The sequence below is a fragment of the Parabacteroides sp. AM08-6 genome (assembly GCF_003473295.1).
Lineage (GTDB): Bacteria > Bacteroidota > Bacteroidia > Bacteroidales > Tannerellaceae > Parabacteroides.
Genome location: NZ_QRMP01000029.1, coordinates 1 through 25,912, shown reverse-complemented (window position 1 = coordinate 25,912; position 25,912 = coordinate 1). Strand labels below are relative to the sequence as shown.

Genomic DNA, 25,912 nt, shown 5'->3' with positions numbered 1-25,912 from the left:
TGTCATTCCTTCCATATAAACCTGTATATTTGCTTCGAAACAAGTTAATCCTTTTATTTATATGAATAAACTTTTAAACATATCCATGTTAGCGGTAACATTACTGGCCGCTTGTCAACTGCAACCGAAAGAAGAGCCTTTGGAGAAGATGATTGCCCGGGGCTTGGAGGCTTCGACCCGGCAGGCTTTGTCGATGGCGGAAGAACTGGAGCAGCAGGAGGGACGTTTGCCGAAAACAATCAAAGACGGCAAGCTGGAAACCAGTAATTGCTATTGGTGGTGCAGCGGCTTCTTCCCCGGCGAACTTTGGTACTTGTATGAGAATAATCCGACTCCGGAATTGAAGAAATATGCTGAATTGTTTACCGCGCGTTTGGAGAAAGTACAGTATGTGACCAACAACCATGATGTTGGTTTTATGCTGAATTGTAGTTACGGTAACGGGTATCGCATTACGCAAAATCCGGCTTATAAGGAAGTTTTGACAACAGGAGCCTCTTCACTTTCCACCCGTTTTAATCCGCTGATACAGGCTATCCGTTCCTGGGACAATACAAACGGAGGAAAGTGGCAGTATCCGGTGATTATCGATAATATGATGAACCTGGAACTGCTGACTTGGGCCTCGAAAGCTACAGGGGACAATCGTTTCCGCGATATTGCCGTCACACATGCCAACACTACGATGAAAAACCATTTCCGCGACGATTATAGCTCCTATCATGTCGTTTCGTATGATACGATTACGGGACAGGCGCATGTGAAAATGACGCATCAGGGGTATTCCGACGAGTCCGCTTGGGCACGTGGGCAGGCATGGGGCCTTTATGGATATACCATGATGGCACGCGAAACTGGTAAGCCTGAATATCTGGCACAGGCCCGGCACATTGCCGATTTTCTCATTCATCATCCGAATATGCCTGCCGATAAAATACCCTATTGGGATTTCAATGCACCCGATATTCCCAATACACCGCGTGATGCTTCCGCCGGAGCTATCATGGCATCGGCTTTGTTGGAGTTGAGCCAGCTGGATAAAGGGGAAAAAGCGGAAGAATACCGGAATTTCGCTATCCGTCAACTGCGTTCGCTCTCCTCCCCTGAATATTTGGCGCAACAGGGTACGAACTGTAATTTTGCATTGATGCATTCTACCGGTCATCTGCCGGGAAACAGTGAGGTGGATGTCCCCCTTAGTTATGCTGACTATTATTATGTGGAAGCATTGATGAGGCTGAAAAGATTAAATGATAAATAAATACGTATGAAGACAAATTATGAATTGCGTTACGCCGCGCATCCTGAAGATGCAAAGCACTATGATACGAAGCGTCTCCGGCGCGATTTTCTGATTGAAAAGCTGTTTGCACGGAATGAGGTCAACATGGTTTATTCCATGTACGACCGTATGATAGTAGGGGGTGCTATGCCCTGCGGTGAACAGTTGACTTTGGAGGCGATAGACCCGTTGAAAGCTCCTAATTTCCTGGCTCGCCGTGAAATTGGAATTTTCAATGTAGGAGGTCCGGGTGTCGTGAAAGTCGATGATGTTGTGTACGAATTGAACTATAAAGAGGCCCTTTATTTGGGTTCCGGCGACAGGGAGGTGTCATTCATCAGCCCGGTAGCCGAAACGCCAGCCAAATTCTATTTCAATTCCACCACTGCTCATCGTAACTATCCGGATAAGAAAATTACGAAATCGGATGCCGTAGTGGCCGCCATGGGGTCTCTGGAAACATCCAACGAACGGAATATCAATAAAATGATAGTCAATCAGGTGTTGCCTACCTGTCAGTTGCAGATGGGAATGACGGAATTGCGGACTGGTAGCGTTTGGAACACAATGCCGGCACATGTTCATAGCCGTCGTATGGAAGCTTATTTCTATTTTGATATTCCTGAAGAGCAGGCTATTTGTCATTTTATGGGTGAGGTGGATGAAACACGTCATATCTGGATGAAGAGTGAGCAGGCTGTTTTATCTCCCGAATGGTCTATCCATAGTGCGGCTGCCACTCATAATTACACCTTTATCTGGGGAATGGGGGGTGAAAATCTGGACTATGGCGACCAGGATTTCTCTTTGATTACAGATTTGAAATAAGATACGGTTATGATTAATTTCTCGTTGGAAGGAAAAGTTGCATTGGTGACAGGTGCGGCTTATGGTATCGGCTTCGCTATGGCTCAGGCACTTGCGGAAGCGGGGGCAAGAATAGCTTTTAATTGCCGGAGTAAGGAGCATCTTGAAAAAGCATTGGCGGACTATGCCGCTTTGGGTATTCAGGCAAAAGGATATATCTGCGATGTGACCCGTGAAGATAAGGTGAAGGCGATGATTGCCGATATTGAAAAAGAATTGGGTATCATCGATATATTAGTGAACAATGCCGGTATTATCAAGCGTATCCCGATGATTGAGATGAGCGTGGAAGATTTTCGTCAGGTGGTGGATATTGACCTGAATGCTCCCTTCATCGTATCGAAAGCCGTTATTCCCTCCATGATAAAGAAAGGACATGGAAAGATTATCAATATATGCTCCATGATGAGTGAACTGGGACGCGAAACAGTTTCCGCTTATGCCGCTGCTAAAGGTGGTTTGAAGATGCTTACCCGGAATATCGCTTCCGAATACGGCGAATATAATATCCAGTGCAATGGCATCGGGCCGGGCTATATAGCCACCCCGCAGACCGCTCCTTTGCGTGAACCGCAGGCAAATGGTTCCCGCCATCCGTTCGACTCGTTTATTATCTCGAAAACACCGGCTGCCCGTTGGGGAGTTCCGGAGGATTTGATGGGACCTGTCGTCTTTCTTGCCTCCGACGCTTCCAACTTTGTGAACGGGCATATTCTCTATGTGGATGGCGGAATATTGGCTTATATCGGTAAACAACCCAGTTAAAATTATACATTATGAAATCTTCCTTATTTAACTTATTCTTGTCGTTATCGATTGGTGTATCTGTTGTTGCATGTACTACAGATACGAAAGTAATTCATTTCGATTCTTCGCGCGAAATGTCGGGTGGTAAGATTGCAATTTGTGATTTGAACCCTTCTATGCCGGAGGATTGGGAAGGTTATAATTATGTCGTGGTGGAAATGAAGGTTTCTACTTCACAACGTTTCTTTTTAGGTTTTAATACATCGCACGGGTATGATGAAGTACGTATACATTCTTATGTCCCGGGGCAATGGAACCGATTGGCCATTCCTGTCCGTTTCTTTAGCCAACCTCCCGCTTCGGCCGTTGATATGGCGGCGACTTACAATCAGCCTCGTTACACAGGATGGATAAATATCGGGGGAAATACAGGGCCTATGACCGGTGTAGACTCCATTGGGGCAAGGATGCGTGCTCCCATAGGAAATCAATCGATAGAAATACGGAATATAGAACTCGCGGTTGAGGACCCGGGGGATGCGTATTTGGGTGACAAACCGGCATTGGATGAGTTCGGGCAGTCTAATCTTGTTGATTACGACGGGAAGGTCCATACTTTGAAAGATTTACAAGCCGCTTGGCAGGCTGAAGAACAGGAAAAGGTATCGGAAGAAGAACTTTACGGCTATTCCAAATACGGAGGTTATAAGGCGCATCAGGTCAAGGCTACCGGCTTTTTCCGTACGGAATGTATCGATGGGCGTTGGTGGTTTGTTGACCCGGAAGGCTATCTCTTTTTGTCGGTCGGAGTGGATTGTGTATATAATTCAGGAGGGGGGAGCGTTCGTAATGTCGAACGGCGTGACGGAATGTTGAAACAATTGCCGCCGGAAAAATTCATCAGGCATACTGATTCGCGTGATGGGATGGTTGCAAACTACGACCAATGGAATTTGGAACGTCGTTACGGAGAAGATTCTTTTAAGGCGGCGGCTGAAATGACTTTTAAACGGATGGATAAATGGGGCGTAAATACTATAGGAAACTGGTCGGACAGACGTTTGGAGCAAATGAATCGCAAGGCTTTTACATGTACGATGCATCCTGCCGGGATAGCTGCTGATTTGATGGGACTTGGCGATGTGTATGAAGCCAACTTCATGCAGGAACTGGAACAATCTTTGCGTCGTTCTGTCGAACCTAACCGTGATAATCCTTGGTTGATAGGCTACTTTGTCGGAAATGAACCGGTGTGGGTTGGACAGGAACAGCGTGTATGCCAGTTGATTCTTGATGGACGCGACCGGGCGATAAAGACGGCATTGCAGCAGTATCTGACAGCAAATGGTGATACGCCGGAAGTCCGTAAAGACTTTGTCTATGATTCGTTTCGCCGCTATATTGAGGCCGTGAAAGAGATGCAACTGAAATTGGACCCGAACCATTTGAATTTGGGATACCGTTTTGGCGATATTCATGCCGTGAAAGGTGAATTATTATCTATTTGCAGCCAAGTATTCGATGTAATTAGTTTCAATTGTTATGCACTTGCCCCGGATAAGGCTATGATGGATAGAGTTTTTAAAGAATCTGGTTTGCCGATGATTATCGGGGAATTTCATTTCGGTTCGGTCGACAGGGGGCAAGGCCAATCTCTCTGGCAAGTTGATTCCCAGCGCGAACGGGGTGTGGCTTATCGTTATTATGTGGAGAATGGTTATTCCCATCCTGCATTGATAGGGACTGCTTATTTTACGTGGAACGACCAGGATATATTGGGACGTATGGATGGGGAAAATTATAACTGCGGTTGTATCGATGTCACCAACCGTCCTTATCGGGAACAAACCGAAGCTATGATGGCTTCTGCCCGGCAGTTGTATGCCATACACGCAGGCAAAGAGGCTCCTTATAGTGAGCGGCCTGTCAGAGCTCGCGGGCATGACCACGGTCCTGACGAATGGTAAATTACTTTTGTCCTTTTTTTGTGGTTTGGATTAAATAATTTAATATGAATGGATTATGGAAAAACATTCGGTTTATCCTTTATTATTTCTTTTATCCGTCGCTTTTTTGTTTACGCAATGTCAGAACAAAAAGAATGTAAATGAAGACGTGGAAGTAGCTTCTGAAAAAGAGGAAGTTCAGGTTGTGCAAATCTCTTATCCTATCCGGATAGATAAAAAGGAGAATTATGATTCTCCCGACAAACTCTTTCTGCAAGATATAGGCACAGTGAGATATTTGCAGTTGGAGACAACGGAAGCCTCTCTGCTTCCTGCAAAGCGTTCTTTTGGCGGCATACATCTGACGGATAACGATATTTTCCTTTCATTCGGGGAAGCCGTTTTCCATTTCTCTTCATCGGGAAAATTCTTAAACACTATAGGGCGTAGAGGTGGTGGACCAGCTGAATTTGCATCCGGTAGCTTTTTTGATGTGCTGGAAACAAGCCAGGAGGTTTTCCTACTGGATTTTGCATAAAAACGGATAATGGTCTACGACTACGACGGGAAATATAAACGTAGCCTCCGAAACGAGCAATACTGTGACCGTTTTGCTGTTGTGAATGATAGTCTGGCTGTCTGTTGTACGAATGAACCGACTGTTGGCCCGCGCATATTTCTCAGTTCTCTGAAGAACGGGAAAAAATTGAAGGATTTGCTCCCGGAACGGAAAGTAGATAGCCATAATTTGATGGTAAATATAGGTTTGTTTGCCCGTGTGGAACGTAGTAAAGACAGGATTGTTTTATGTTCTGCAACTTCGGATACTATATTTGCCTTGAACACTCAAACATGCGAATTGGAGCCCCGCTATGTTCAGCAACCTTTGAATGCGGAATTGTCGGAAGATGCAGTAAAAACAGTTCCCTATCTGCAATTTGAAACCGATAAGTATGCAAGTATTCTGATAAGTGATATTCCTTTCCCCCCTTTCCGCTATTTGATAAATAAGGAAAACGGAACGATTTTGAGAACTCGTCTGGCTGATAGGAATAATCAGGAGTTTGTCATGGATTTCGGAACGAATAAGGACAATGTTATCATGGACTTGTACACGACGAAAGAGTTGAAGGAACAGCTTGAAGACAATAAACTTTCCGGAGAGCTGAAAACAATCGTCGAAACAATGAAAGAAGATGACAATCCCCTCTTGGTATTAACCACCCTGCAATAAAAAGCAAACGGGTCCTGAGCGAAAAAATATGGCTCAGGACCCGTTTTTTCGGGTAGTTACCCCCTATTATTTATTATACTTGCTCCAATCAACATTGTGCATATCCCCGCTGGCGGCCAGCTCTTCGTGGAATGCGAAACAACATTTCAGGTTTTGCGGCGTATGTCCTTTGACGCCCATTGCCAGATATTCTTCCAGCAACGGTTTGTAGTCCGGATGAACGCAATTGTCGATAATACAATGTGCACGTTCGATAGGTGATTTTCCGCGCAAGTCGGCAACGCCATATTCGGTGATGATAATCTTTACGGAATGTTCGCTGTGGTCCAAGTGGGAAACCATCGGAACGAATGCGCTAATCTTGCCTTCCTTCGCTGTAGAAGGAGTGGTGAAGATGGACAACATAGCCGAACGGGTAAAATCACCCGAACCTCCGATACCGTTCATCATACGTGTACCCGACACATGGGTAGAGTTGATGTTTCCGAAGATGTCAGCTTCCAAGGCCGTATTGATGGCAATCAACCCCAGGCGGCGGGCCACTTCCGGATTGTTGGAAATTTCCTGCGGACGAAGCAGAATTTTATCTTTAAAGAAATCCAGGTTTGCATAGATTTCACGAATTACTTCATTACTTACAGACAGGGAGCAACCGCTGGCAAATTTAACACGCCCTTGTTTCATCAATGCAATAACCGCATCCTGAATAACTTCCGTGTAGACATTGAATGCCGGAATATCTTTGTTTTCGCCCATACAACCCAGTACGGCATTGGCTACATTGCCCACACCGCTTTGCAACGGAACAAATTCTTTCGGCAGACGACCGGCTTTGATTTCACTCACCAGGAAGTTTGCTACATTGTGGCCGATAGCCATTGTTACATCATCCAGCGGAGCAAATTTACCCCCTTCGTTCGGCTCGTCGGTTTTGACGATACCGACAATTTTAGCCGGGTCAACCTTTACACAGTTGCTTCCGATACGGTCTGACGGTGTATAGATAGGAATTTCGCGGCGATAAGGAGGGTCGGCGGGTTCGTAAATATCGTGCATGCCACGGATTTCTTTCGGGTGGCGGCAGTTCAGTTCCACGATGATACGGTCGGCCATGCGGCAGATAGTCGGCAGGATACCTACCCCGCTGGTCGGAACGATTTCGCCGTCTTCCGTTACGTCGGCGGCTTCTACTATGGCAACATCAACCTTGCCTAAGAAACCATAACGTAAGTCCTGAGCCAATTCGGAAAGGTGCATGTCGAAATACTGGGCGCCGTGAGCGTTCAGCAAAGCGCGTAAATCCTTGTTCGACTGATACGGGGTACGGAATTTGATAGCGTTTGCGCGGGCCAGTTCACCGTCCAGCTTGTCGCCGGTAGAGGCTCCGGTAAACATACCGATTTGGAAAGGATTGCCTTTCGCGTGCTCTTCCATTGCTTTTTTTGCGATGGCTCCGGATACTACTTTGGGGCATCCGGCAGGCGTAAATCCGCTAAAACCCACATTGTCATTATGATGTACGAATGAGGCAGCTTCTTCAGCTGTGATAAATTTTAATGCCATGATATTATTTGTTGTTATATTAAGTTTATTGCCTGTCATTCAGCTTAACGGGGGCAAAGGTATTAAAAAAGAAGATAGATTAATACTTACGGTTCAGTATTTCAGCATAAATAACTGCTTTCCTGAGGTCCGCTGCGTTTTTCAGTTCGATGGCAGCCGCACCGTTCTCTTCTTCCGCAAAAGAGGTCGTTTCTGCCTTTGCGGGCATTGGCGGCTTGTATTGTTTCCGTTCGGTTACCTGGATTGGGGTACGAGTCTTGACGGGTGGAACCGATGGGACGGGAGGGGTGATTACCGGCTCTGTCTCCTCTACGATGATGTCCCAGTCCGGTTGGTTCGGGATTTTGCGCGGACGTTTCTTTTTCTTTTTCACACTTAATAGGCTGCCAATTCCCATAACTGCCAGAAAGAGGATTTGTAGCCAATCGCCGATGTTCTCGTTTCCCATAATTCTATTTGTTTTGCTCTTCGAAATAACGAATAAATTTTTGAAGAAAAAAATGTTTGTCTAAAATAAATGAAAAGTTATCTTGCCCACTTTCTTTTACCCTGACACAGTCTGATTGCTCGGAGGAACCTCATTCAGGGATAAGCAAGAAAAAAGTCAACCATTATTATTATTTAGTTTTAACCCAGTCAACCTGCCTTATATATAAGACTGATAGTGGTCAACTAAAATTGTTAACTTACAATGTCATCCGCTTGGCATCGTAGTGCCACTCGTGTGGCATTCCAGTGCCATCAGCTTGACACTCCAGTGCCATGCCTGTGGCACTGGAAATTTGCCGGGAATGTTCAGATCGTATTCCGGGTGGATGGCTCTTTCTTCTCTTTCATAAAAAAGGAGTAGTATTCATATTCGTGGAATATTTCATCAATAATCTACAATCTGTTTCCTCAATTCTACAATTCGATTTCTTGCTTAGTATTGCTAATTTGTTAATATATAGAATGTTGGGCGGAATCGTGTGCTTTTGGTACGTGTGTTGTAATACTTATGATGGTATAGCTATACAAAAAGATTGTTTAATTAAAAATTTGAAAGTCATGAAAAAGGTATTAGTAGTAATGGCAGTGATGTTGGGTGTAGGTTGCGTTAGTGCAAGTGCATTAGAAACGAGTGAAGATTCAGTGAAAACATGTTGCTCACAAGCAACCCAGGATAAGTATACGAAGATTGAGATCTCTGAAATTCCCGAAGTTGTAAAGACTGGTGTGGAAAAAGCTTATCCTGATCAGACTATAAAAGAAGCTTCTGTTGCAGAGAAAGATGGAGCGAAAACCTATAAATTAGTTATTACTTCAAAAGAAGGAACTGAAAGTAGTGTCGTTTTCAACGAGAAAGGTGAAGAAGTGAAATAGGCTGATTTAATTTGTAAATTTGGCACCCTCGGTTTTCCTTTGCGAGAACCGGGGGTGTTTGATTTTAAGTTGTATCGAATAATCCTCCATCCTTTTTGCAAGGTGGCATTTTGAGAAGTGGAAGTTTGAAGTTATCTTTGCGAGATTTTTATAAAACTGATAGTATAAGAACGGGGATTTATTTTCGGATGAAAAATTGGGAAGCAATGGGAGAAAGAAAAAATACAAACGGTATAAAAGTAAATAAGGGTAACTTCGCAGCCACCCTTATTCGATTTAACCAAAACCTTAACTATGAAAAAATTTACGTTTTTCGAATGCAAATATAAAGCCGGGATTTGAACTGTGCAAGTGTTTCTGCTTTTATTTTTCAAAAAAGCTGTTATTTAACTTTTATTAATATTACATGATGAGTAAGCAAAACAACGGAGAGGACTTAAAATCCTCATCCTTAGTGGGTGAAAAGAAATTGTTCATCGAAACGTATGGATGTCAGATGAACGTGGCCGACAGCGAAGTCGTAGCCTCCATCATGCAGATGGACGGGTACACCCTGACGGAAAAGATTGAAGAGGCGGATGCCATCTTCGTCAATACTTGTTCGGTGCGCGACAATGCCGAACAGAAAATCTACGGGCGTCTTCAGTATTTCCAGTCGTTGAAACGGAAAAAGAAGTCGCTGATTGTCGGTGTGTTGGGCTGTATGGCCGAGCGGGTAAAAGAGGAACTTATCCAAGTGCATCATGCCGATTTGGTGGTCGGGCCGGACTCTTACATGGATTTGCCGAATCTGGTAGGAGCGGTCGAGCATGGGGAGAAGGCAATCAATGTGGAGCTTTCCACGCAGGAAACGTATAAAGACGTCATTCCTCTGAAATTGGCGGGGGTGAATATTTCCGGCTTTGTTTCCATCATGCGCGGGTGTAATAACTTCTGTACCTATTGTATCGTGCCTTATACGAGGGGACGCGAACGGAGTCGCGACATCGAAAGTATTTTGAACGAAATACGTGATATGCGCGAAAAAGGTTTTAAAGAAGTGACGCTGTTGGGGCAGAATGTCAACTCTTACCTTTTTGAGAAGGAGGGAGAGGCAATCACCTTCCCGGTGTTGCTGGAACGTGTGGCGCGGGAAGTCCCGGAAATGTGTGTCCGTTTCACAACTTCCCATCCGAAAGATATGAGTGATGATACCTTGCGCGTGATTGCCGCCCACGATAATATCTGCAAGTACATCCATCTTCCGGCTCAGTCGGGCAGTTCCCGTATCCTGAAAGTGATGAACCGCAAATATACCCGCGAATGGTATCTGGACCGGATTGCCGCCATTCGCCGGATTATTCCTGATTGTGCCATCTCGACCGACCTTTTCTGCGGTTTCCATTCCGAGACGGAAGAGGACTATCAGGAAACGCTCTCCTTGATGCGCGAAGTGGGCTACGACAGTGCTTTTCTTTTCAAATATTCCGAACGTCCGGGCACGTATGCTGCAAAACATCTTCCCGACACGGTTTCCGAAGAGGAGAAGGTACGCCGTCTGCAAGGTATGATTGATTTGCAGAACCAGCTTTCGGAGGCCAGCAACCGACGGGATATCGGGAAGGTGTTTGAAGTCTTGATTGAAGGCTTCTCCAAGCGTTCGCGCGAGCAATTATTCGGGCGTACCAGCCAGAATAAGGTCGTTATTTTCGACAAAAGGAATTATCATGTGGGGCAGTTCATCAAGGTGCGTATCAACCGGGCCTCTTCCGCTACCCTTTTCGGGGAACCTTTGGAGTAGCTTCCGGCTGTCTGTAAGGGAATTGTGTTTTTGTAAATGTAGTTAAAGAATTGTAAAGTAACTGCTATTCCATAAATTATTCGTTCTTTTGCAGAAAAATTAGGAGATGTGTTGTCCGGACGCATCTCCTCACTTTATTCAACAACGATAAGGTAACGTCTAATGGCTGAAAATAAAAAGGTTAGTTCTGTTTCTTTCTTTCATTCCCGCTTGACCTCCATTGTTAGTATCGCGCTGGTACTATTTCTGTTGGGGCTGATTTTTTTGATGGGATTGCTGGGAAATAAGCTTTCCGTTTATGTGAAAGAGAACATCTCCTTTTCCATTGTGTTGAAAGATAATCAAAAAGAGGCGGATATCAAGACGATGCAGAAGTCGTTGAACGCGTTGCCCTTTATCAAATCTACCGAATATATCTCAAAGGAACAGGCGGCGAAGGAACTGGAAGAGGAATTGGGCGAAAATCCCGAAACATTCTTGGGCTTCAATCCCTTGCAGGCTTCTATCGAGGTGAAGCTGTATTCGGATTATGCCAATCCCGACAGCCTGCAATTGATAGAGAAAAAGATAAAAAACTATACCTCCGTATCCGACCTTCTCTACCGGAAGGATATGATGCAGATGGTGAATGATAATATGAGGCGCGTCAGCCTGATATTGCTTACGCTGGCCGTTGTGTTGATGGCAATTTCGTTTGTATTGATAAGTAATACGATACGTTTGCTGATTTATTCCAAGCGTTTCTTGATACACACCATGAAGCTGGTGGGGGCTACGCCTGCTTTTATCCGGCGGCCTTTTGTACGTTATAATGTGGTAAGTGGTATTTTTGCATCTATCTTGGCAATATTATTGCTTACCGGTGCGTTATATTATTTGCAGAACGAGTTGTCGGGCTTTATTCAGCTTCTGGACTTGAATGCATTGCTGGTTGTGTATGCCGGCGTTTTGATAATGGGTATCTTGTTGTCGGTGGCGGCTACGGTGTTGGCTGTAAACAAGTATTTGCGCATGGGTGTTGATAAATTATATTATATATAAAAGTATGGCTAAGAAAGATTTCGCATTTGGAAAAGAGAATTTTATTCTGATTATTGCATCGATAGCAGTGATAGCAATAGGTTTTGTATTGATGAGTGGTGGCGGTTCGCAGGAACCGACGGGTTTCAATCCTGAAATATTCAGTACTCGTCGCATCGTTGTTGCTCCGGTAGTGACAGTGGTCGGCTTTATCCTGATGATTTTCGGTATTTTGAAAAACAGTAAAAGCAGAGAACTGGCAGAATGAATTGGTTTGAATCCTTGGTGCTTGGCATTGTACAAGGACTAACGGAATATCTGCCGGTCAGCAGTAGCGGACATCTGGCAATCGGGTCTGCTTTATTCGGTATTGAGGGGGAAGAAAATCTGGCGTTCACAATCGTTGTCCACGTGGCGACCGTATTGAGTACGCTGGTCGTCTTGTGGAAAGAAATAGAATGGATTTTCCGCGGCCTGTTCAAGTTCCGGATGAACGCGGAAACGCGCTATGTGGCGAATATCCTGGTATCGATGATACCGATTGGTGTCGTGGGCGTATTTTTTAAGGATTACGTCGAAGATATTTTTGGTTCGGGATTGTTGATTGTGGGGTGCATGTTGTTGCTTACAGCGGCTTTGCTCGGTTTCTCGTACTACGCGAAGCCCCGCCGGAAAGAAAATATCTCGCTAAAGGATGCTTTTATTATCGGCCTGGCACAGGCGTGTGCCGTGATGCCGGGCTTATCCCGTTCGGGGACAACAATCGCTACGGGTCTATTGTTAGGTGATAATAAAGCCAAACTGGCCCAGTTCTCTTTCCTGATGGTGATACCTCCTATTTTGGGAGAAGCCTTGTTGGATATATTGAAAGTTTTTAAGGGGGAGAATATCGGGGGTGATATTCCTGCACTTTCGCTGGCTGTCGGTTTTCTGGCTGCGTTTGTTTCCGGCTGTATCGCATGTAAATGGATGATTAATGTCGTGAAAAATGGGAAGTTGATTTATTTCGCGATTTATTGTGCGATTGTCGGAGCCGTAACAATCGCTTGTACCTTACTTAATTAAAAGCGAAAGCATTTATCCTAATTGTAACAGGAATGGATTTTATAGCAGGAGAAGTACTTTTTTTTAATAAACCCTTGAAGTGGACGTCTTTTGACCTTGTAAACAAGTTTCGTTATAAGTTGACGCGCAAACTGAAAGTGAAAAAGATAAAAGTCGGACATGCCGGAACACTCGACCCGTTGGCCACAGGTGTCATGATTGTTTGTACCGGTAAGGCGACGAAAAGAATAGATGAATTTCAGTACCAGACAAAAGAGTATGTTGCTACCCTGAAACTGGGGGAAACAACTCCTTCTTTTGATTTGGAAAAAGAGGTGGACGGGGTTTATCCGACCGAACATATTACCCGTGAGGAGGTAGAGAAAGTCTTGCAGTCGTTTGTGGGGACGATACAACAGATACCGCCGGTGTTTTCCGCTTGCAAGGTGGACGGCAAACGTGCTTATGAGCTGGCTCGCAAGGGTGAAGAAGTTGAACTGAAGTCGAAAACCTTGGTTATCGATGAGATGGAATTGCTCGAATGCAACCTGCCGGTTATCAAAATACGGGTGGTGTGCAGTAAAGGAACTTATATTCGTGCCTTGGCACGCGATATAGGGGTAGCTTTGCATTCCGGTGCTCACCTGATAGCCTTGGAACGTACCCGTATCGGCAACGTCACATTGGATAAGTGCATGTCACCGGATGATATAGACGCATTTCTGGATGAAAATGCGGAAGTTGTAAAGACTGAATGATAAAAGATAAAAATAGAAATAAAATAGAATTTGCATTATGAAGCTTTCGAAATTCAAATTTAATTTACCGCAAGAGTTGATAGCTCTCCATCCGACAAAAAACAGGGATGAATCCCGTTTGATGGTTATTAACCGTAAAACCGGTGAAATGGAACATAAAACGTTTAAGGACCTTTTACAGTATTTTGGTGAGAAAGATGTATTTATCTTCAATAATACCAAAGTGTTTCCTGCCCGTCTGTACGGAAATAAGGAAAAAACAGGTGCACGCATAGAGGTTTTTCTGTTGCGCGAACTCAACGAAGATTTGCGTTTGTGGGACGTACTGGTCGACCCGGCCCGTAAAATCCGTATAGGCAATAAATTGTATTTCGGAGAGGACGACTCGATGGTTGCCGAAGTTATCGATAATACGACTTCGCGTGGCCGTACACTTCGTTTCCTGTATGATGGTAATCACGATGAATTTAAGAAAGCACTGTATGCCCTGGGCGAGACTCCGCTTCCCAAATATATCGACCGTCCTGTGGAACCGGAAGATGAACTTCGTTATCAGAATATATTCGCAACGGAAGAAGGGGCTGTAGTGGCGCCCGCTGCCGGCCTTCATTTTAGTCGGGAGTTGATGAAGCGTCTGGAAATCAAGGATTGTCAGTTTGCATTCCTGACTGTTCATTCCGGTTTGGGCAATTTCCGCGAAATCGATGTGGAAGACCTGACGAAGCATAAAATGGATTCCGAACAGATGGTTGTCAATGCCGGTGTGGTAGATATTGTCAATACGGCAAAAGATAACAACCGTCAGATTTGTGCGGTCGGAACTTCTGTGATGCGGGCTATCGAAACGGCTGTAAGTACGGACGGACATTTGAAAGAGTTTGAAGGTTGGACCAATAAGTTCATTTTCCCGCCTTACGATTTCAGTGTTGCTACCAGTATGATTACCAACTTCCATCTGCCGCTTTCCACTTTGTTGATGATGACTGCTTCATTCGGTGGTTACGACTTGATTATGGATGCTTACGAAGTTGCCCTGAAAGAAAAATATCGTTTCGGAGCCTATGGTGATGCCATGCTCATCATCTAAGGTAAAAGAGGAAATAGTATGGCTATCGCATACCTGGGCTTAGGTACGAATATGGGCAATAAACGACAGAATATGGTGACAGCCGCAGCGTTGTTGGCCGAAAGGGTGGGAGATGTTCTCGCCCTTTCCGGTTTCTATGAAACGGAGCCTTGGGGCTTTGAATCGGAAAACAATTTCCTGAATGCTGCTGTTAAACTACAAACCTCTTTTCCCCCGTTGGAACTGCTTCATGCTACCCAACAGATAGAAAAGGAGATGGGGCGCACGGAGAAAAGTAACGGCGCGTATCACGACCGTATTATCGACATCGATATCCTGATGTATGACGATGTGGTGATGCAGACTCCGGAGCTGACTCTGCCGCATCCGCTGATGCACCAACGAAAGTTCGTCATGGAGCCGTTGGGCGAGATTTGTAAATTGTAAAAAGAAAATAGTATGAACGATATAGAAAAGATAATAACCGGAGGCGGGATGGTTTTCAAGAAGAAAGCCAAAGAGGAAGGTGCGGATGAAAAGAAAATCAAATATGCCGATTTCCTGCGCGGCACGCATAAGTCCGGTTCCGCCAAGATGAAAGCGGAGTATAAATATAAAAAGGCCCTGCGCAACACAAAAAGGAAAAAATAATTCGCAATTAGTATTTGCGAATTATCAATTCTTTCTATCTTTGTGCACGAATTGATGTGGATAGATTTGTATTGCTTGCAACCACAGGAAAAAATGCTAAAAACAAGCCTCTCTTTTTTATGCCGTTCGGCAAGCAAATTCCCCTCGTCAATCCATTTTTAATTTATTAACCGTCAATTGTGTATTGTCTGTCGGCAATATTCGATTTTCAATTTTTAAAAAACGATGAGTTATTTATTCACCTCCGAATCGGTGTCCGAAGGGCACCCCGATAAAGTAGCCGACCAAATCTCGGATGCTTTGCTGGATGAGTTCCTTGCTTACGACAAGAACTCGAAAGTTGCTTGCGAAACCCTTGTTACAACCGGACAGGTTGTCTTGGCTGGAGAAGTTAAATCAAGTGCGTATGTAGATGTGCAGGAAGTTGCACGCGCTGTAATCGAAAAAATCGGGTACACGAAAAGCGAGTACCAGTTTGAAGCGAAATCATGTGGTGTCTTTTCCGCTATCCATGAACAGAGCGGCGACATCAACCGTGGTGTGGAACGCGAAGACCCTTACAATCAGGGAGCTGGCGACCAGGGAATGATGTTCGGTTATGCAACGAACGAAACAGAAAACTATATGCCTTTGGCTCTGGACCTTTCACACAGCCTCTTGTGGGAACTGGCTGAAATACGTAAGAATGAAAACGACCTGATGCCTTACCTCCGTCCGGATGCCAAGAGCCAGGTTACGATTGAATATGATGATAACGGCAAACCGTTGCGTATCGATACAATCGTCGTTTCTACACAGCATGACGAATTTATCGCTCCGAAGGGTATCACCCAGGAGGAAGCCGATACCGCCATGCAGAGCAAAATTGCCGAAGATGTGAAAAGTATCCTGATACCGCGTGTGAAAGCCCAGTATCCGGCTTATGTACAGGCATTATTCAACGACGACATCATTTATCATGTAAATCCGACCGGTAAATTCGTGATTGGAGGTCCTCACGGTGATACGGGTCTGACCGGCCGTAAGATTATTGTCGATACTTATGGTGGTAAAGGTGCTCACGGTGGTGGAGCTTTCTCCGGAAAAGACCCTTCCAAAGTAGACCGTTCCGCAGCTTATGCCGCCCGGCATATCGCCAAGAACCTGGTTGCAGCCGGAGTTGCCGACGAAATGTTGGTACAGGTGTCTTATGCAATCGGGGTGGCAAAACCGATGAATATTTTCGTAAATACTTTCGGACGTTCCAATGTGAAAATGACCGATGGCGAAATTGCCGCAAAGATTTGGGATTTGTTCGATATGCGTCCGAAAGCCATCGAAGAGCGCCTGAAATTGCGTAATCCTATCTATCTGGAAACGGCTTCCTACGGACACATGGGCCGGAAGCCGGAAATGGTGACGAAAACTTTCACTTCCCGCTATAATCAGAAACCTACTATCTGTGAAGTCGAACTCTTCACCTGGGAAAAGCTGGATTATGTTGATAAGGTAAAGAAAGCGTTTAATATTTGATTTTTTATAAACTTTGCGAATAAAGGGTGCTACTGAAATGGTGGTACCCTTTTTATTTTCAATGAAATTTTAACTTGGAGAATGCAATTAGACTTAAAATCTCTATATTTGAAACTTGTAATCAATAAATATAACTTTTATGCGTAAAACGATTCAGTTTCTTCAGTTAGCCGTTATTTTTTTGTTGGCTGTTGCTTGTACGGAGACTTCCCCGTTTAAATACGAGTCGGTCCCTAACGATCCAATGAAATCCCGTATCTATACTCTGGATAACGGATTGAAGGTCTATATGACTGTGAATAAGGAAACTCCACGTATTCAGACTTATATTGCAGTCCGTGTGGGCGGTAAAAACGACCCGGCCGAAACAACCGGTTTGGCTCACTATTTCGAACACTTGATGTTCAAGGGAACCAAGCAGTTCGGCACTCAGAATTACGAGCTGGAAAAACCGATGCTCGACCAGATAGAACAACTGTTCGAAGTTTATCGTAAAACAACGGACGAAGCGCAGCGGAAAGCTATTTATCATCAGATAGACAGTGTTTCCTACGAGGCTTCCAAACTGTCTATTCCTAATGAATACGATAAATTGATGGCTGCTATCGGGGCTACCGGAACAAATGCTTATACCGGTTTCGACCAGACTGTCTTTGTGGAGGATATACCTTCCAACCAGGTGGATAACTGGGCTAAAATACAGGCCGACCGTTTCGAAAACAGCGTCATCCGCGGTTTCCATACCGAGCTTGAAACGGTGTACGAAGAGAAGAATATGTCACTGACCAGCGATGGACGCAAGGTTTACGAAGCTGTCTTGAGTGCTCTTTTCCCGGACCATCCTTATGGTACGCAGACGGTTCTTGGAACACAGGATAATCTGAAAAATCCTTCCATCACAAATATCAAGAATTATCATCAGACTTGGTATGTGCCGAACAACATTGCGATTTGTCTCTCCGGTGATTTTGACCCGGACCAGATGATTGCCACAATCAACAAATATTTCGGACATTTAAAACCGAACCCCAATCTTCCGAAGATGCCGGTTACGCATGAGTCGCCGATAAAAGCTCCTGTTGTGAAGGAAGTTTTAGGTCTGGATGCCGAAAATGTGACAATTGGTTGGCGTTTCCCGGGAGCTGCCTCTCCCGAACAGGATTTATTGAACCTGACAGGCGAAATTGTCAATAACGGAAAAGCCGGTTTGCTGGATGTGGATTTGGTGCAACAACAGAAAGTATTGAGCTGTTATGCCGGAACTTATGGCATGTCGGATTACAATGCTTTTGTGATGGGTGGACGTCCTAAGCAGGGACAGACTTTGGATGATGTGAAAGATTTGTTCCTCGCTGAAATAGAAAAATTGAAAAAAGGGGAATTCGATGAAGGTCTGCTGGAAGCTGCCATCAATAATTATAAATTGTCGCAAATGTATCGTTTGGACAATAATAGCAGCCGTGCGGATATGTTTGTTTCTTCTTTTATCGATGGTGTGGATTGGAAAGACGAAGTGGCTTCCCTGGACCGGATGAGCAAGATTACCAAACAACAGATTGTCGATTTTGCCAATAAGTATTTTGGTGATAATTATGCACTCATCTATAAGAGAGAAGGAAAAGACCCGGACGAAAAGAAAATTGAAAAGCCTGCAATCACTCCGATTGTGATGAACCGCGACAGCTCGAGCCTGTTCCTGAAAGAAATACAGGCTTCCCAAGTAGCTCCTATCGAGCCTGTATTCCTCGATTTTAACAAGGATATGCAGAAATTGGAAGCGCAGTCCGGTATCGATGTTCTTTACAAGAAGAATGAGACGAATGATATTTTCAACCTGATGTATGTATTCGATATGGGTAACAACAATGACCGTGCTATGGGGACTGCATTCGAATATATGAAATACCTCGGAACCTCCAAGAAGAGCTTGCAGGAAATCAATGAAGAATTTTATAAGTTGGCTTGTGATTTCAGCGTTTATCCGGGTTCCGAACGTACTTATGTGACCTTGAGCGGTTTGAGCGAAAATATGCCGCAGGCGATGGCGCTCTTCGAAGAATTGCTGGCGGATGCACAAGTCAACAAAGATGCGTATGCAAATCTGGCAGGCGATATCCTGAAAAGACGTGTTGATGCGAAACTGAACCAGGGACAAAATTTCAGCAGATTGATACAATATGCTATCTGGGGACCGAAATCGGCTGCAACCAATGTATTGACGACAGCCGAATTGCAGGGTATGAATCCGGAAGAATTGGTAGACCGTATCCACAAAATCAATTCATACGAACATAAGATTTTGTATTATGGTCCCGAAGAGTCGAAAGCTTTGTTGGATATTCTCAAGAAATATCATAACGTTCCGGATAAATTGAATCCTGTTCCGGCTCCTGCCGATTTCAATCAACTGGAGACTACCGAAAATAAAGTGCTGTTTGCCCAATATGATGCCAAGCAAATTTATTTTTCTGCCGTATCCAACCGGGGTGAAAAGTTCGACCCGGCAATCGAGCCTACGTTGAATATGTATAACGAATATTTTGGGGGTGGCATGAATGCGATTGTCTTCCAGGAAATGCGTGAATCACGTGGTCTGGCTTATTCTGCCGGAGCGTATCTGATTACACCTTCCAAGCTGAAATATCCGTATGTCTACCGTACGTTTATCGCGACTCAAAACGATAAGATGATTGATGCTTTGAATGCTTTCGACGAAATCATCAACAATATGCCGGAATCTGAAAAAGCTTTCGCTTTGGCTAAAGATGCTTTGATAACTCGTTTGCGGACGGAACGTATCACGAAGGACGGTGTGTTATGGTCTTACTTGGACGCACAGGATTTGGGATTGAATACGGATAGCCGTAAAGAGCTTTTCGAGAAAACGCCGGCGATGACTTTGGCTGAAATCAAAGCATTCCAGGAAAAATGGGTGAAAGGGCGTAAATATACGTATTGCGTCTTGGGTGATGAGAAAGACCTCGACCTGAAAGGACTGGAAAAATTCGGCCCGATTACGAAACTGACCCAGGAGGATATTTTCGGTTACTAAAAGTACAACCGGTTTGCAGATATGTAAGCCGGTAAAATAAAAAAGCAGTTAAGGTCCGCCCTTAACTGCTTTTTTTATTTCCCCGGACAACGGGCTTTTTATTTCTTCATAAATAGTGATAAAGGCAGCTTGGCAAAATAAATAGAGGCATTTGGAGTCTCGTGGGAAGAATAGTAACTGACCCATACTTCTTCCCCCTCTACCAGTAATCCGGGATAACTGGTGTCTCCCCCGGAAGGCAAAACGAAAACTTCTTGGAATTTACCTTCTTCGTTACCTGTAAACAAAGCTGTTTTAGGAGAAGAAGGGATGTAGTGGGAGCGTGAACCTGCAATCAGTACCCCCTTTCCTAAAGAAATAAAATCCGGCCCTCCCAGGCGTATCTCCATCTTTTTCCAGTTCCATTCTTTATAAGGGGGCATACTGACTCCCCAATATCCGTTCCGGTCTCCTTTTTCACATCGTACCATCATCAGCATTCTCTTGTCCGGTAAAATACGGACGGTTGTTTCGTTCGGATAATTAGGCACATCCAGGTTGGCGACCAGTTGGTAGTTTAGTCCGTCAGTCGTTTTTAACAAACTAATCCGGGCTTCTTCGTCGTTTTTGTCTAATGAATAGTTTACCCCGTAACCGGTCGGGCCCTCCCAAGTTACTCTCCAAAGCCAATCGTTTCCATTTTTGGCTTTCTCTTCTATCTTAATCGGAACGGGCTCGGTGAAAGATTTTCCATCTTTACTGAAAGAGACCATTGGAACACGGCCAACCAGTTTCTTGTCTTTATAAATGGAACCGCCTATGATAACCATCATTCGTCCGCCAGGCATAACGGATAGCTTAGGGTCGCGCAAGTCATATCCGGCTTTATGTATGAATGCTACCGGTGTCCATTCTTCACCGTCATCGGAAACCAAAATCCTGACCTTTCCTTCTGCCTTCCCTTGTTTATCGAAGATGTGTGTTTCTCCTTCCCTGAAGGAACAATAAAACTTGCCGTCATATTTGATTAAAGAAGTAAATGCGCAATGGGAACCGTTGTCCCATATTTTTTTTACTGACACATCAAACTTTTGTGCGACAACAGGTAAAATACCGACTATAAGCAAGCAAAGTAGAATCCATGGTAGACGTTTCATAAATACGATATTAAAGTTGATTAAAGTATCTTATGCTCAGTTTTCAACTCAATTTCTTCCACCTCCTTTACTTTACGGAACAGGTCGGATGCAAAAATAAAGTCGTTGAGCGCTTTGTTGCTGGAAGTGATAACTTCCTCTTTTGTTCCCTGCCATTCCTTTACCCCCTCTTTGATGAAAATAATATTTTCACCGATGTTCATCACGGAATTCATGTCGTGGGTGTTGATTATGGTGGTCATGTTGTATTCCGTGGTGATGTCGTGAATCAAATCATCGATAATCAACGATGTCTTTGGGTCCAGGCCGGAATTCGGCTCGTCACAAAACAGGTATTTCGGGTTTAAGGCAATCGCGCGGGCAATCGCAGCACGCTTCATCATACCTCCGCTTATTTCGGACGGAAACAGATGCCCGGCTTCCGACAGATTTACACGGTCCAGACAGAACTGTGCCCGTTTCTGACGGTCTTTGAAGGTGTCGTTGGAAAACATATCCAGCGGGAACATCACATTTTCCAGGACCGTCATGCTGTCGAACAGGGCGGAACCCTGGAACAACATACCCATTTCCCGGCGAAGCATATTCAAATCATGCTTGTCCATCGAAATAAGGTCGCGCCCGTCGTATAGGATTTCTCCCGAATCCGGTCGTATCAAGCCGATGATATTTTTAATCAAAACGGTTTTACCGGAGCCGCTTCGCCCGATTATCAGGTTCGTTTTCCCCGATTCGAATACGGCACTGATGTCATTCAGCACAACCCTGCCTTCGAAAGATTTGATAATATGTTTGACTTCAACCATCTTTTTAAGTAAGCATTAAATGAGTTAAGATTACGTCCGCGAGCAAAATCATGATACTGCTCATTACGACAGCATTCGTGCTCGCTTTACCCACTTCCAGCGCGCCTCCTTTTACATTGTAACCGAAATAGGCGGCTATGGATGAGATGATAAACGCGTAAACAACGGATTTGATGATGGAGTACCAGATATAAAACTCGTTGAAATAGAACTGTAACCCATATTCGAACGACGACGGCGTCATCCCCGTGCTTGTGGAATAACTGGCGGCAATACCTCCTAATATCCCGGTAAACATACTGAAAATCACAAGTACCGGAATGAAAATCATTAACCCGACCATTTTGGGCAAAATCAGGAAATTGGCCGAGTTTACCCCCATGATTTCCATGGCATCTATCTGTTCGGTCACGCGCATCGTCCCGATTTCCGAAGCGATATTACTTCCGACCTTACCCGCCAAAATCAAACACATGATGGAGGAGGAAAATTCCAGTAGGATAATTTCACGTGTCGTATATCCGATTGTAAATTTGGGAATCAACGGCGAACTGATGTTCAACGAAATCTGGATGGCGATAACCGTTCCGATAAAAACGGAGATGATAATCACAATCCAAAGTGAATCCACTCCCAGTTTATATATTTCTTTTATCAGTTGCTTAAAGAACATGCTCCATCGGTTCGGCACCGAGATACATTTTCCCATCAGCAGGACATATTCACCAAATCTGTGTAATGCTTTATTCATTATAAAAAAATTACGGTTCAATTACGGTCTGCAAATATAACGCAAATATGGGAACAACTGTTCATTTCATCCCTGATACTTCTGGTTTGAAATGAATGTGAGCCGATGGAAATTTACGCCTGTTCGTAAGGTTTGATGAAAATAATCAGCTTCCCGCTACCCGTTTTCAGCACTTTGCCCTCATTCTCCAGTTCGTTCAGGTCTTGCAGGGCGACATGCCGGTTACAGCGGTTTATCTCCATGCATTTCGTACTGTTGATACTGACGTTTTTGTCGATGAAGTTCAGGATATTCTTTTTACGTTCCTCCGGCGATAGCGGTTTTTCTTTATTCTGCGTAACCTTTTCCAAATCAGTGTTCCGGATTTGCTCTTTCAGTGAAACGGCACACCTGAAACCTACGCTATCAGCCTGTACGGTTACTTTTTGTTTTCCGTTATCATCCGTTGTCGTCCGGCTTTTCAGTGTAGGTGAAAAATGTCCCAGCCCATCCAGTTCGATGCTGTTTCCTTCCGACAGGTAGAAGCCCATCCAGTAGTTCAATGCTTCCAACACCCCTTTTACATCGGCCGACGAGAGCGAACTGGCCTCCGAAATAATCTTGCATAACTGATTTGTGTGGATTGTTCCCTGCGGGATAACGCGTGCGTGCGGTATCTCCTTGTCTTCCCGGCCTGAAGGGACCGGAGTTTTGTACCAACCGAATTTCAAACTCATACTATTCTTTTTTTAATTCATACTGTTCTTTTCCCAAAAAGCAACCGTGCAAATTTATGTTCCATATTGTAGAAAGTAAAATATACAATTATTGAAATGAAAAAACATAATTGTATAAATTGAAAACAACAATTGTTGAAACTAAATTTGCTCGTATGCAAATATACGATAGAAAAGAGGGGTTTGTACGAAAGCACGAGTGTTTTTTGAAAAAAAATGGTACGTTTTATTCGTATTGTTACGAAAAAAGAGTATATTTCGGGTGTCTATTGTTTTTGAACTGATACATGGAAGGTCTTATTTGTTAAACTAAAAAATAGAAAGGCATTCGGTTATGAGAATATTCACAATCTTTTTTTTGTTGTTTGTCAGCGTATTGAGCTGCAACAGCCGTTCATCTTCAGATTCTTCTAAGGATGAATCTGCTCTCGGTCCACTCGATAAGGTGGTAACTTACCCTGTAACAGTCGATTTGCCTACAGCATTACAGGACGTGGATGAGAAGGTCAGTTTGAGTACATTTGTAGAAAGTATCGAGTATATACCATTAAAGCTTAAGGATAATTATTTAAGAAATAATTTTCAGGCTTGCTATTATGATGAAAAAGCGGAGAAAATAATCATTTCGGATTATGAGAAAGCGGTCGTCGTCAATAAAAAGGGTGATTTTCTTAACCGTATAGGTTCAGTAGGACAAGGGCCGTCAGAGTATATTTATCTTGCAGCAATTTCTACGGATCCTTCTCGTCAGAAAGTCTATATATATGATGGAAGGACACGCAGTTTAAAAAGATATGGATATGATGGCGTTTTTGAAAGGATTGTTTTTAAAAGCGAAGTTCCTTTTATTCACTTCTTGTTCTATTATGATGATAACTTTATTACCAAGAGCAATACTTATTTTTATGAATATTACCAACGTAAGATGCAGGATAAATTGTATGGATACAGTTTGTGTGATACTTTGGGGCATTTAATCGATACAACACCACACCTTTATCATCGCCTAAAAGATATTGCTGCTGTCAATTATATTCAGCCAATAGCCGACAACATAACTCGTTGTAAAGATGTTATGCTAATGGTAGAGGGAGGTTTGGCAGATACGATAAATACCGTTTCAGGCAATAAAATAACGCCCCGTTATTTTTTGAAATATGGTGAAGGAACCATGCCTGATATCAATAAATTGTGGCATCCGGATAATAAGGTGCGAGTAGAAGGAATGAATAGTTCATTTTTTATAAACTCTCCTGCATATGAAACTCCCCGTTATTTCTTTATAAAAGGAGAATGGAAAAGAGAGAAATATATCATCTGCCATGACAAATATAAGAATCGCAGTTTTTCGGTAAAATACAGGGATGATACTCCTGAAATAAAAGAGAATGAATTACATGTAAATATCGGTTTCCGGAATGATATAGATGGAGGTTTTGATGCCTATATCGGAAGTGTCAGTTCCTTGGGCAATTATTGGGTGGCTTATGTAGATGCCTATGCGATGAAGACATTGTTGACGGACAAGCATTTTGCTTCCCGTAAGGATGTTTTGGATAAGGCTGCGCAGGAAAAGTTGAAGGCTTTGGTGAAGAACCTGAATGATGAAGATGATCCGGTTTTGATGTTGATGAAGGTGAGGGATAATGCAAAATAAAAATAATCAAATATGAAAACACTATTATTATTGCCAATCTGTTTATTCTTTCAGTGTTGTAGCGGTCATACTGCTTCTTCCAAAAAAGAGTCACCGTCCACTCCACTCGATAAGGTGGTAACTTACCCTGTAACAGTCGATTTGTCTACAGCATTACAGGATGTAGATGAGAATGTCAGTTTGAGTACATTTATAGAAAGTATCGAGTATATACCGTTAAAGCTTCAGAACAATTATTTAAGGAATAATTTTCAAACTTGCTATTATGATGAAAAAGCGGAGAAAATAATCATTTCGGATTATGAGAAAGCGGTCGTCGTCAATAAAAAGGGTGATTTTCTTAACCGTATAGGTTCAGTAGGACAGGGGCCGTCAGAGTATATTTATCTTTCAGAAATTTCTACAGATCCTTCTCGTCAGAAAGTTTATATATATGATGGAAAGACACGCTATTTAAAAAGATATGGATATGATGGCATTTTTGAAGGGAATATTTTAAAATGTAAAATCCCTTTTATAGTATCCTTGTTTTATTATGATGATAATTTTGTTACTATGAGCGATATTTATATTTATCGTTTTTACGAACATAAAATGCAAGATAAACTATATGGATATAGTTTGTGTGATACTATGGGACATTTCATAGATACAACACCGCATCTTTATCATCGTCTAAAAGATATTGCTACTGTAAAGTATAATCAGCCACTATTTGGTTTAGGTATAACTCGTTGTAAAGATGTTATGTTAATGGTAGAGGGAGGTTTGGCAGATACGATAAATACCGTTTCAGGCAATAAAATAACGCCCCGTTATTTTTTGAAATATGGTGAAGATGCTAAACCTGATATCAATAAATTGTGGTATCCTGATTATGAAGTGCGAGTAGAAGGAGTGAATAGTTCATTTTTTATAAAGTCTCCTGCATATGAAACTCCCCGTTATTTCTTTATAAAAGG

The 25,912-nt window shown here is 43.5% G+C and carries 25 protein-coding genes; 19 read left to right on the top strand and 6 right to left on the bottom strand.

What is annotated here, in order from left to right:
• The first annotated feature begins 61 nt into the window (after positions 1–61).
• From DW103_RS14730 to DW103_RS14705, 6 genes are read left to right on the top strand one after another with little or no spacing between them, the layout of a single operon-like run.
• On the top strand, positions 62–1,261 hold the full coding sequence (locus DW103_RS14730; RefSeq protein ID WP_122277467.1) for a glycoside hydrolase family 88 protein: 1,200 nt from the start codon (positions 62–64) through the stop codon (positions 1,259–1,261).
• A 6-nt stretch (positions 1,262–1,267) separates the two neighbouring features.
• Positions 1,268–2,110 carry a 5-dehydro-4-deoxy-D-glucuronate isomerase gene (gene kduI, locus DW103_RS14725; protein WP_122277465.1) on the top strand — a complete coding sequence of 281 codons (843 nt, stop codon included), beginning with the start codon at positions 1,268–1,270 and terminating at the stop codon, positions 2,108–2,110.
• 9 nt (positions 2,111–2,119) lie between these two features.
• Complete coding sequence (locus tag DW103_RS14720) at positions 2,120–2,914, top strand: gluconate 5-dehydrogenase (protein WP_122277463.1); 795 nt, start codon at positions 2,120–2,122, stop codon at positions 2,912–2,914.
• Positions 2,915–2,925: 11 nt separating this feature from the next.
• Entirely contained in the window at positions 2,926–4,863 is a 1,938-nt protein-coding gene (locus tag DW103_RS14715) for a M48 family metallopeptidase (protein ID WP_122277461.1), read from the top strand.
• A 55-nt stretch (positions 4,864–4,918) separates the two neighbouring features.
• Entirely contained in the window at positions 4,919–5,380 is a 462-nt protein-coding gene (locus tag DW103_RS14710) for a 6-bladed beta-propeller (RefSeq protein ID WP_122277459.1), read from the top strand.
• A 9-nt stretch (positions 5,381–5,389) separates the two neighbouring features.
• Positions 5,390–6,076, top strand: a complete 687-nt coding sequence (locus tag DW103_RS14705; RefSeq protein WP_122277457.1) for a hypothetical protein — start codon at positions 5,390–5,392, stop codon at positions 6,074–6,076.
• 66 nt (positions 6,077–6,142) lie between these two features.
• On the opposite strand, the gene DW103_RS14700 is transcribed toward DW103_RS14705, so the two are convergent.
• Positions 6,143–7,639, bottom strand: a complete 1,497-nt coding sequence (locus DW103_RS14700) for an acetyl-CoA hydrolase/transferase family protein (RefSeq protein WP_122277514.1) — start codon at positions 7,637–7,639, stop codon at positions 6,143–6,145.
• A 79-nt stretch (positions 7,640–7,718) separates the two neighbouring features.
• Complete coding sequence (locus tag DW103_RS14695) at positions 7,719–8,087, bottom strand: hypothetical protein (RefSeq protein ID WP_122277455.1); 369 nt, start codon at positions 8,085–8,087, stop codon at positions 7,719–7,721.
• Between the two features lie 599 nt (positions 8,088–8,686).
• On the opposite strand from DW103_RS14695, the gene DW103_RS14690 reads away from it, so the two are divergent.
• From DW103_RS14690 to DW103_RS14635, 11 genes are all read left to right on the top strand, one after another.
• A complete protein-coding gene (locus tag DW103_RS14690) occupies positions 8,687–9,001 on the top strand; it encodes a hypothetical protein (protein ID WP_122277511.1) in 315 nt (104 codons plus the stop codon).
• Positions 9,002–9,410: 409 nt separating this feature from the next.
• A complete protein-coding gene (gene miaB / locus DW103_RS14680) occupies positions 9,411–10,781 on the top strand; it encodes a tRNA (N6-isopentenyl adenosine(37)-C2)-methylthiotransferase MiaB (protein ID WP_122277509.1) in 1,371 nt (456 codons plus the stop codon).
• A gap of 162 nt (positions 10,782–10,943) precedes the next feature.
• Positions 10,944–11,822: an ABC transporter permease gene (locus DW103_RS14675; protein WP_122277451.1), complete on the top strand. Its 879-nt coding sequence runs from the start codon at positions 10,944–10,946 to the stop codon at positions 11,820–11,822.
• A gap of 4 nt (positions 11,823–11,826) precedes the next feature.
• Entirely contained in the window at positions 11,827–12,069 is a 243-nt protein-coding gene (locus DW103_RS14670; RefSeq protein WP_122277507.1) for a DUF3098 domain-containing protein, read from the top strand.
• A complete protein-coding gene (locus DW103_RS14665) occupies positions 12,066–12,866 on the top strand; it encodes an undecaprenyl-diphosphate phosphatase (RefSeq protein ID WP_122277449.1) in 801 nt (266 codons plus the stop codon). The genes DW103_RS14670 and DW103_RS14665 overlap by 4 nt, the downstream gene beginning before the upstream one ends.
• A 32-nt stretch (positions 12,867–12,898) precedes the next feature.
• The gene (truB, locus tag DW103_RS14660) at positions 12,899–13,603 is read left to right on the top strand and encodes a tRNA pseudouridine(55) synthase TruB (RefSeq protein ID WP_122277447.1); all 705 of its coding nucleotides are present in this window, start codon (positions 12,899–12,901) and stop codon (positions 13,601–13,603) included.
• A gap of 37 nt (positions 13,604–13,640) precedes the next feature.
• Positions 13,641–14,690 carry a tRNA preQ1(34) S-adenosylmethionine ribosyltransferase-isomerase QueA gene (gene queA, locus DW103_RS14655; RefSeq protein WP_122277445.1) on the top strand — a complete coding sequence of 350 codons (1,050 nt, stop codon included), beginning with the start codon at positions 13,641–13,643 and terminating at the stop codon, positions 14,688–14,690.
• A gap of 18 nt (positions 14,691–14,708) precedes the next feature.
• Positions 14,709–15,116 (top strand): 2-amino-4-hydroxy-6-hydroxymethyldihydropteridine diphosphokinase, encoded by a 408-nt coding sequence (folK, locus tag DW103_RS14650; RefSeq protein WP_122277443.1) that lies wholly within the window; start codon positions 14,709–14,711, stop codon positions 15,114–15,116.
• A gap of 12 nt (positions 15,117–15,128) precedes the next feature.
• The gene (locus DW103_RS14645; RefSeq protein ID WP_122277441.1) at positions 15,129–15,320 is read left to right on the top strand and encodes a hypothetical protein; all 192 of its coding nucleotides are present in this window, start codon (positions 15,129–15,131) and stop codon (positions 15,318–15,320) included.
• Between the two features lie 225 nt (positions 15,321–15,545).
• Positions 15,546–16,832, top strand: a complete 1,287-nt coding sequence (gene metK / locus DW103_RS14640; RefSeq protein WP_122277439.1) for a methionine adenosyltransferase — start codon at positions 15,546–15,548, stop codon at positions 16,830–16,832.
• Between the two features lie 139 nt (positions 16,833–16,971).
• The gene (locus DW103_RS14635; protein ID WP_122277437.1) at positions 16,972–19,884 is read left to right on the top strand and encodes a pitrilysin family protein; all 2,913 of its coding nucleotides are present in this window, start codon (positions 16,972–16,974) and stop codon (positions 19,882–19,884) included.
• A 98-nt stretch (positions 19,885–19,982) separates the two neighbouring features.
• Here the strand turns inward: DW103_RS14635 and DW103_RS14630 are convergent, their stop codons facing one another.
• The 4 genes from DW103_RS14630 to DW103_RS14615 form a co-directional block, all read right to left on the bottom strand.
• Positions 19,983–21,020, bottom strand: coding sequence for a sialidase family protein (locus DW103_RS14630; protein ID WP_147381221.1), 1,038 nt, complete (start codon positions 21,018–21,020; stop codon positions 19,983–19,985).
• A 20-nt stretch (positions 21,021–21,040) separates the two neighbouring features.
• Positions 21,041–21,826, bottom strand: a complete 786-nt coding sequence (locus DW103_RS14625; protein WP_122277431.1) for an ABC transporter ATP-binding protein — start codon at positions 21,824–21,826, stop codon at positions 21,041–21,043.
• Positions 21,827–21,830: 4 nt separating this feature from the next.
• Positions 21,831–22,577: an ABC transporter permease gene (locus DW103_RS14620; RefSeq protein ID WP_122277429.1), complete on the bottom strand. Its 747-nt coding sequence runs from the start codon at positions 22,575–22,577 to the stop codon at positions 21,831–21,833.
• Between the two features lie 113 nt (positions 22,578–22,690).
• Positions 22,691–23,293 carry an HU family DNA-binding protein gene (locus DW103_RS14615; protein WP_122277427.1) on the bottom strand — a complete coding sequence of 201 codons (603 nt, stop codon included), beginning with the start codon at positions 23,291–23,293 and terminating at the stop codon, positions 22,691–22,693.
• A 334-nt stretch (positions 23,294–23,627) separates the two neighbouring features.
• Between DW103_RS14615 and DW103_RS14610 the strand changes: the two genes are divergently transcribed.
• Both DW103_RS14610 and DW103_RS14605 read left to right on the top strand, forming a co-directional pair.
• Complete coding sequence (locus DW103_RS14610; RefSeq protein WP_122277425.1) at positions 23,628–24,950, top strand: 6-bladed beta-propeller; 1,323 nt, start codon at positions 23,628–23,630, stop codon at positions 24,948–24,950.
• 12 nt (positions 24,951–24,962) lie between these two features.
• Positions 24,963–25,912: 6-bladed beta-propeller (locus DW103_RS14605; RefSeq protein ID WP_147381220.1), on the top strand; the 950-nt coding region annotated here is incomplete at its 3' end.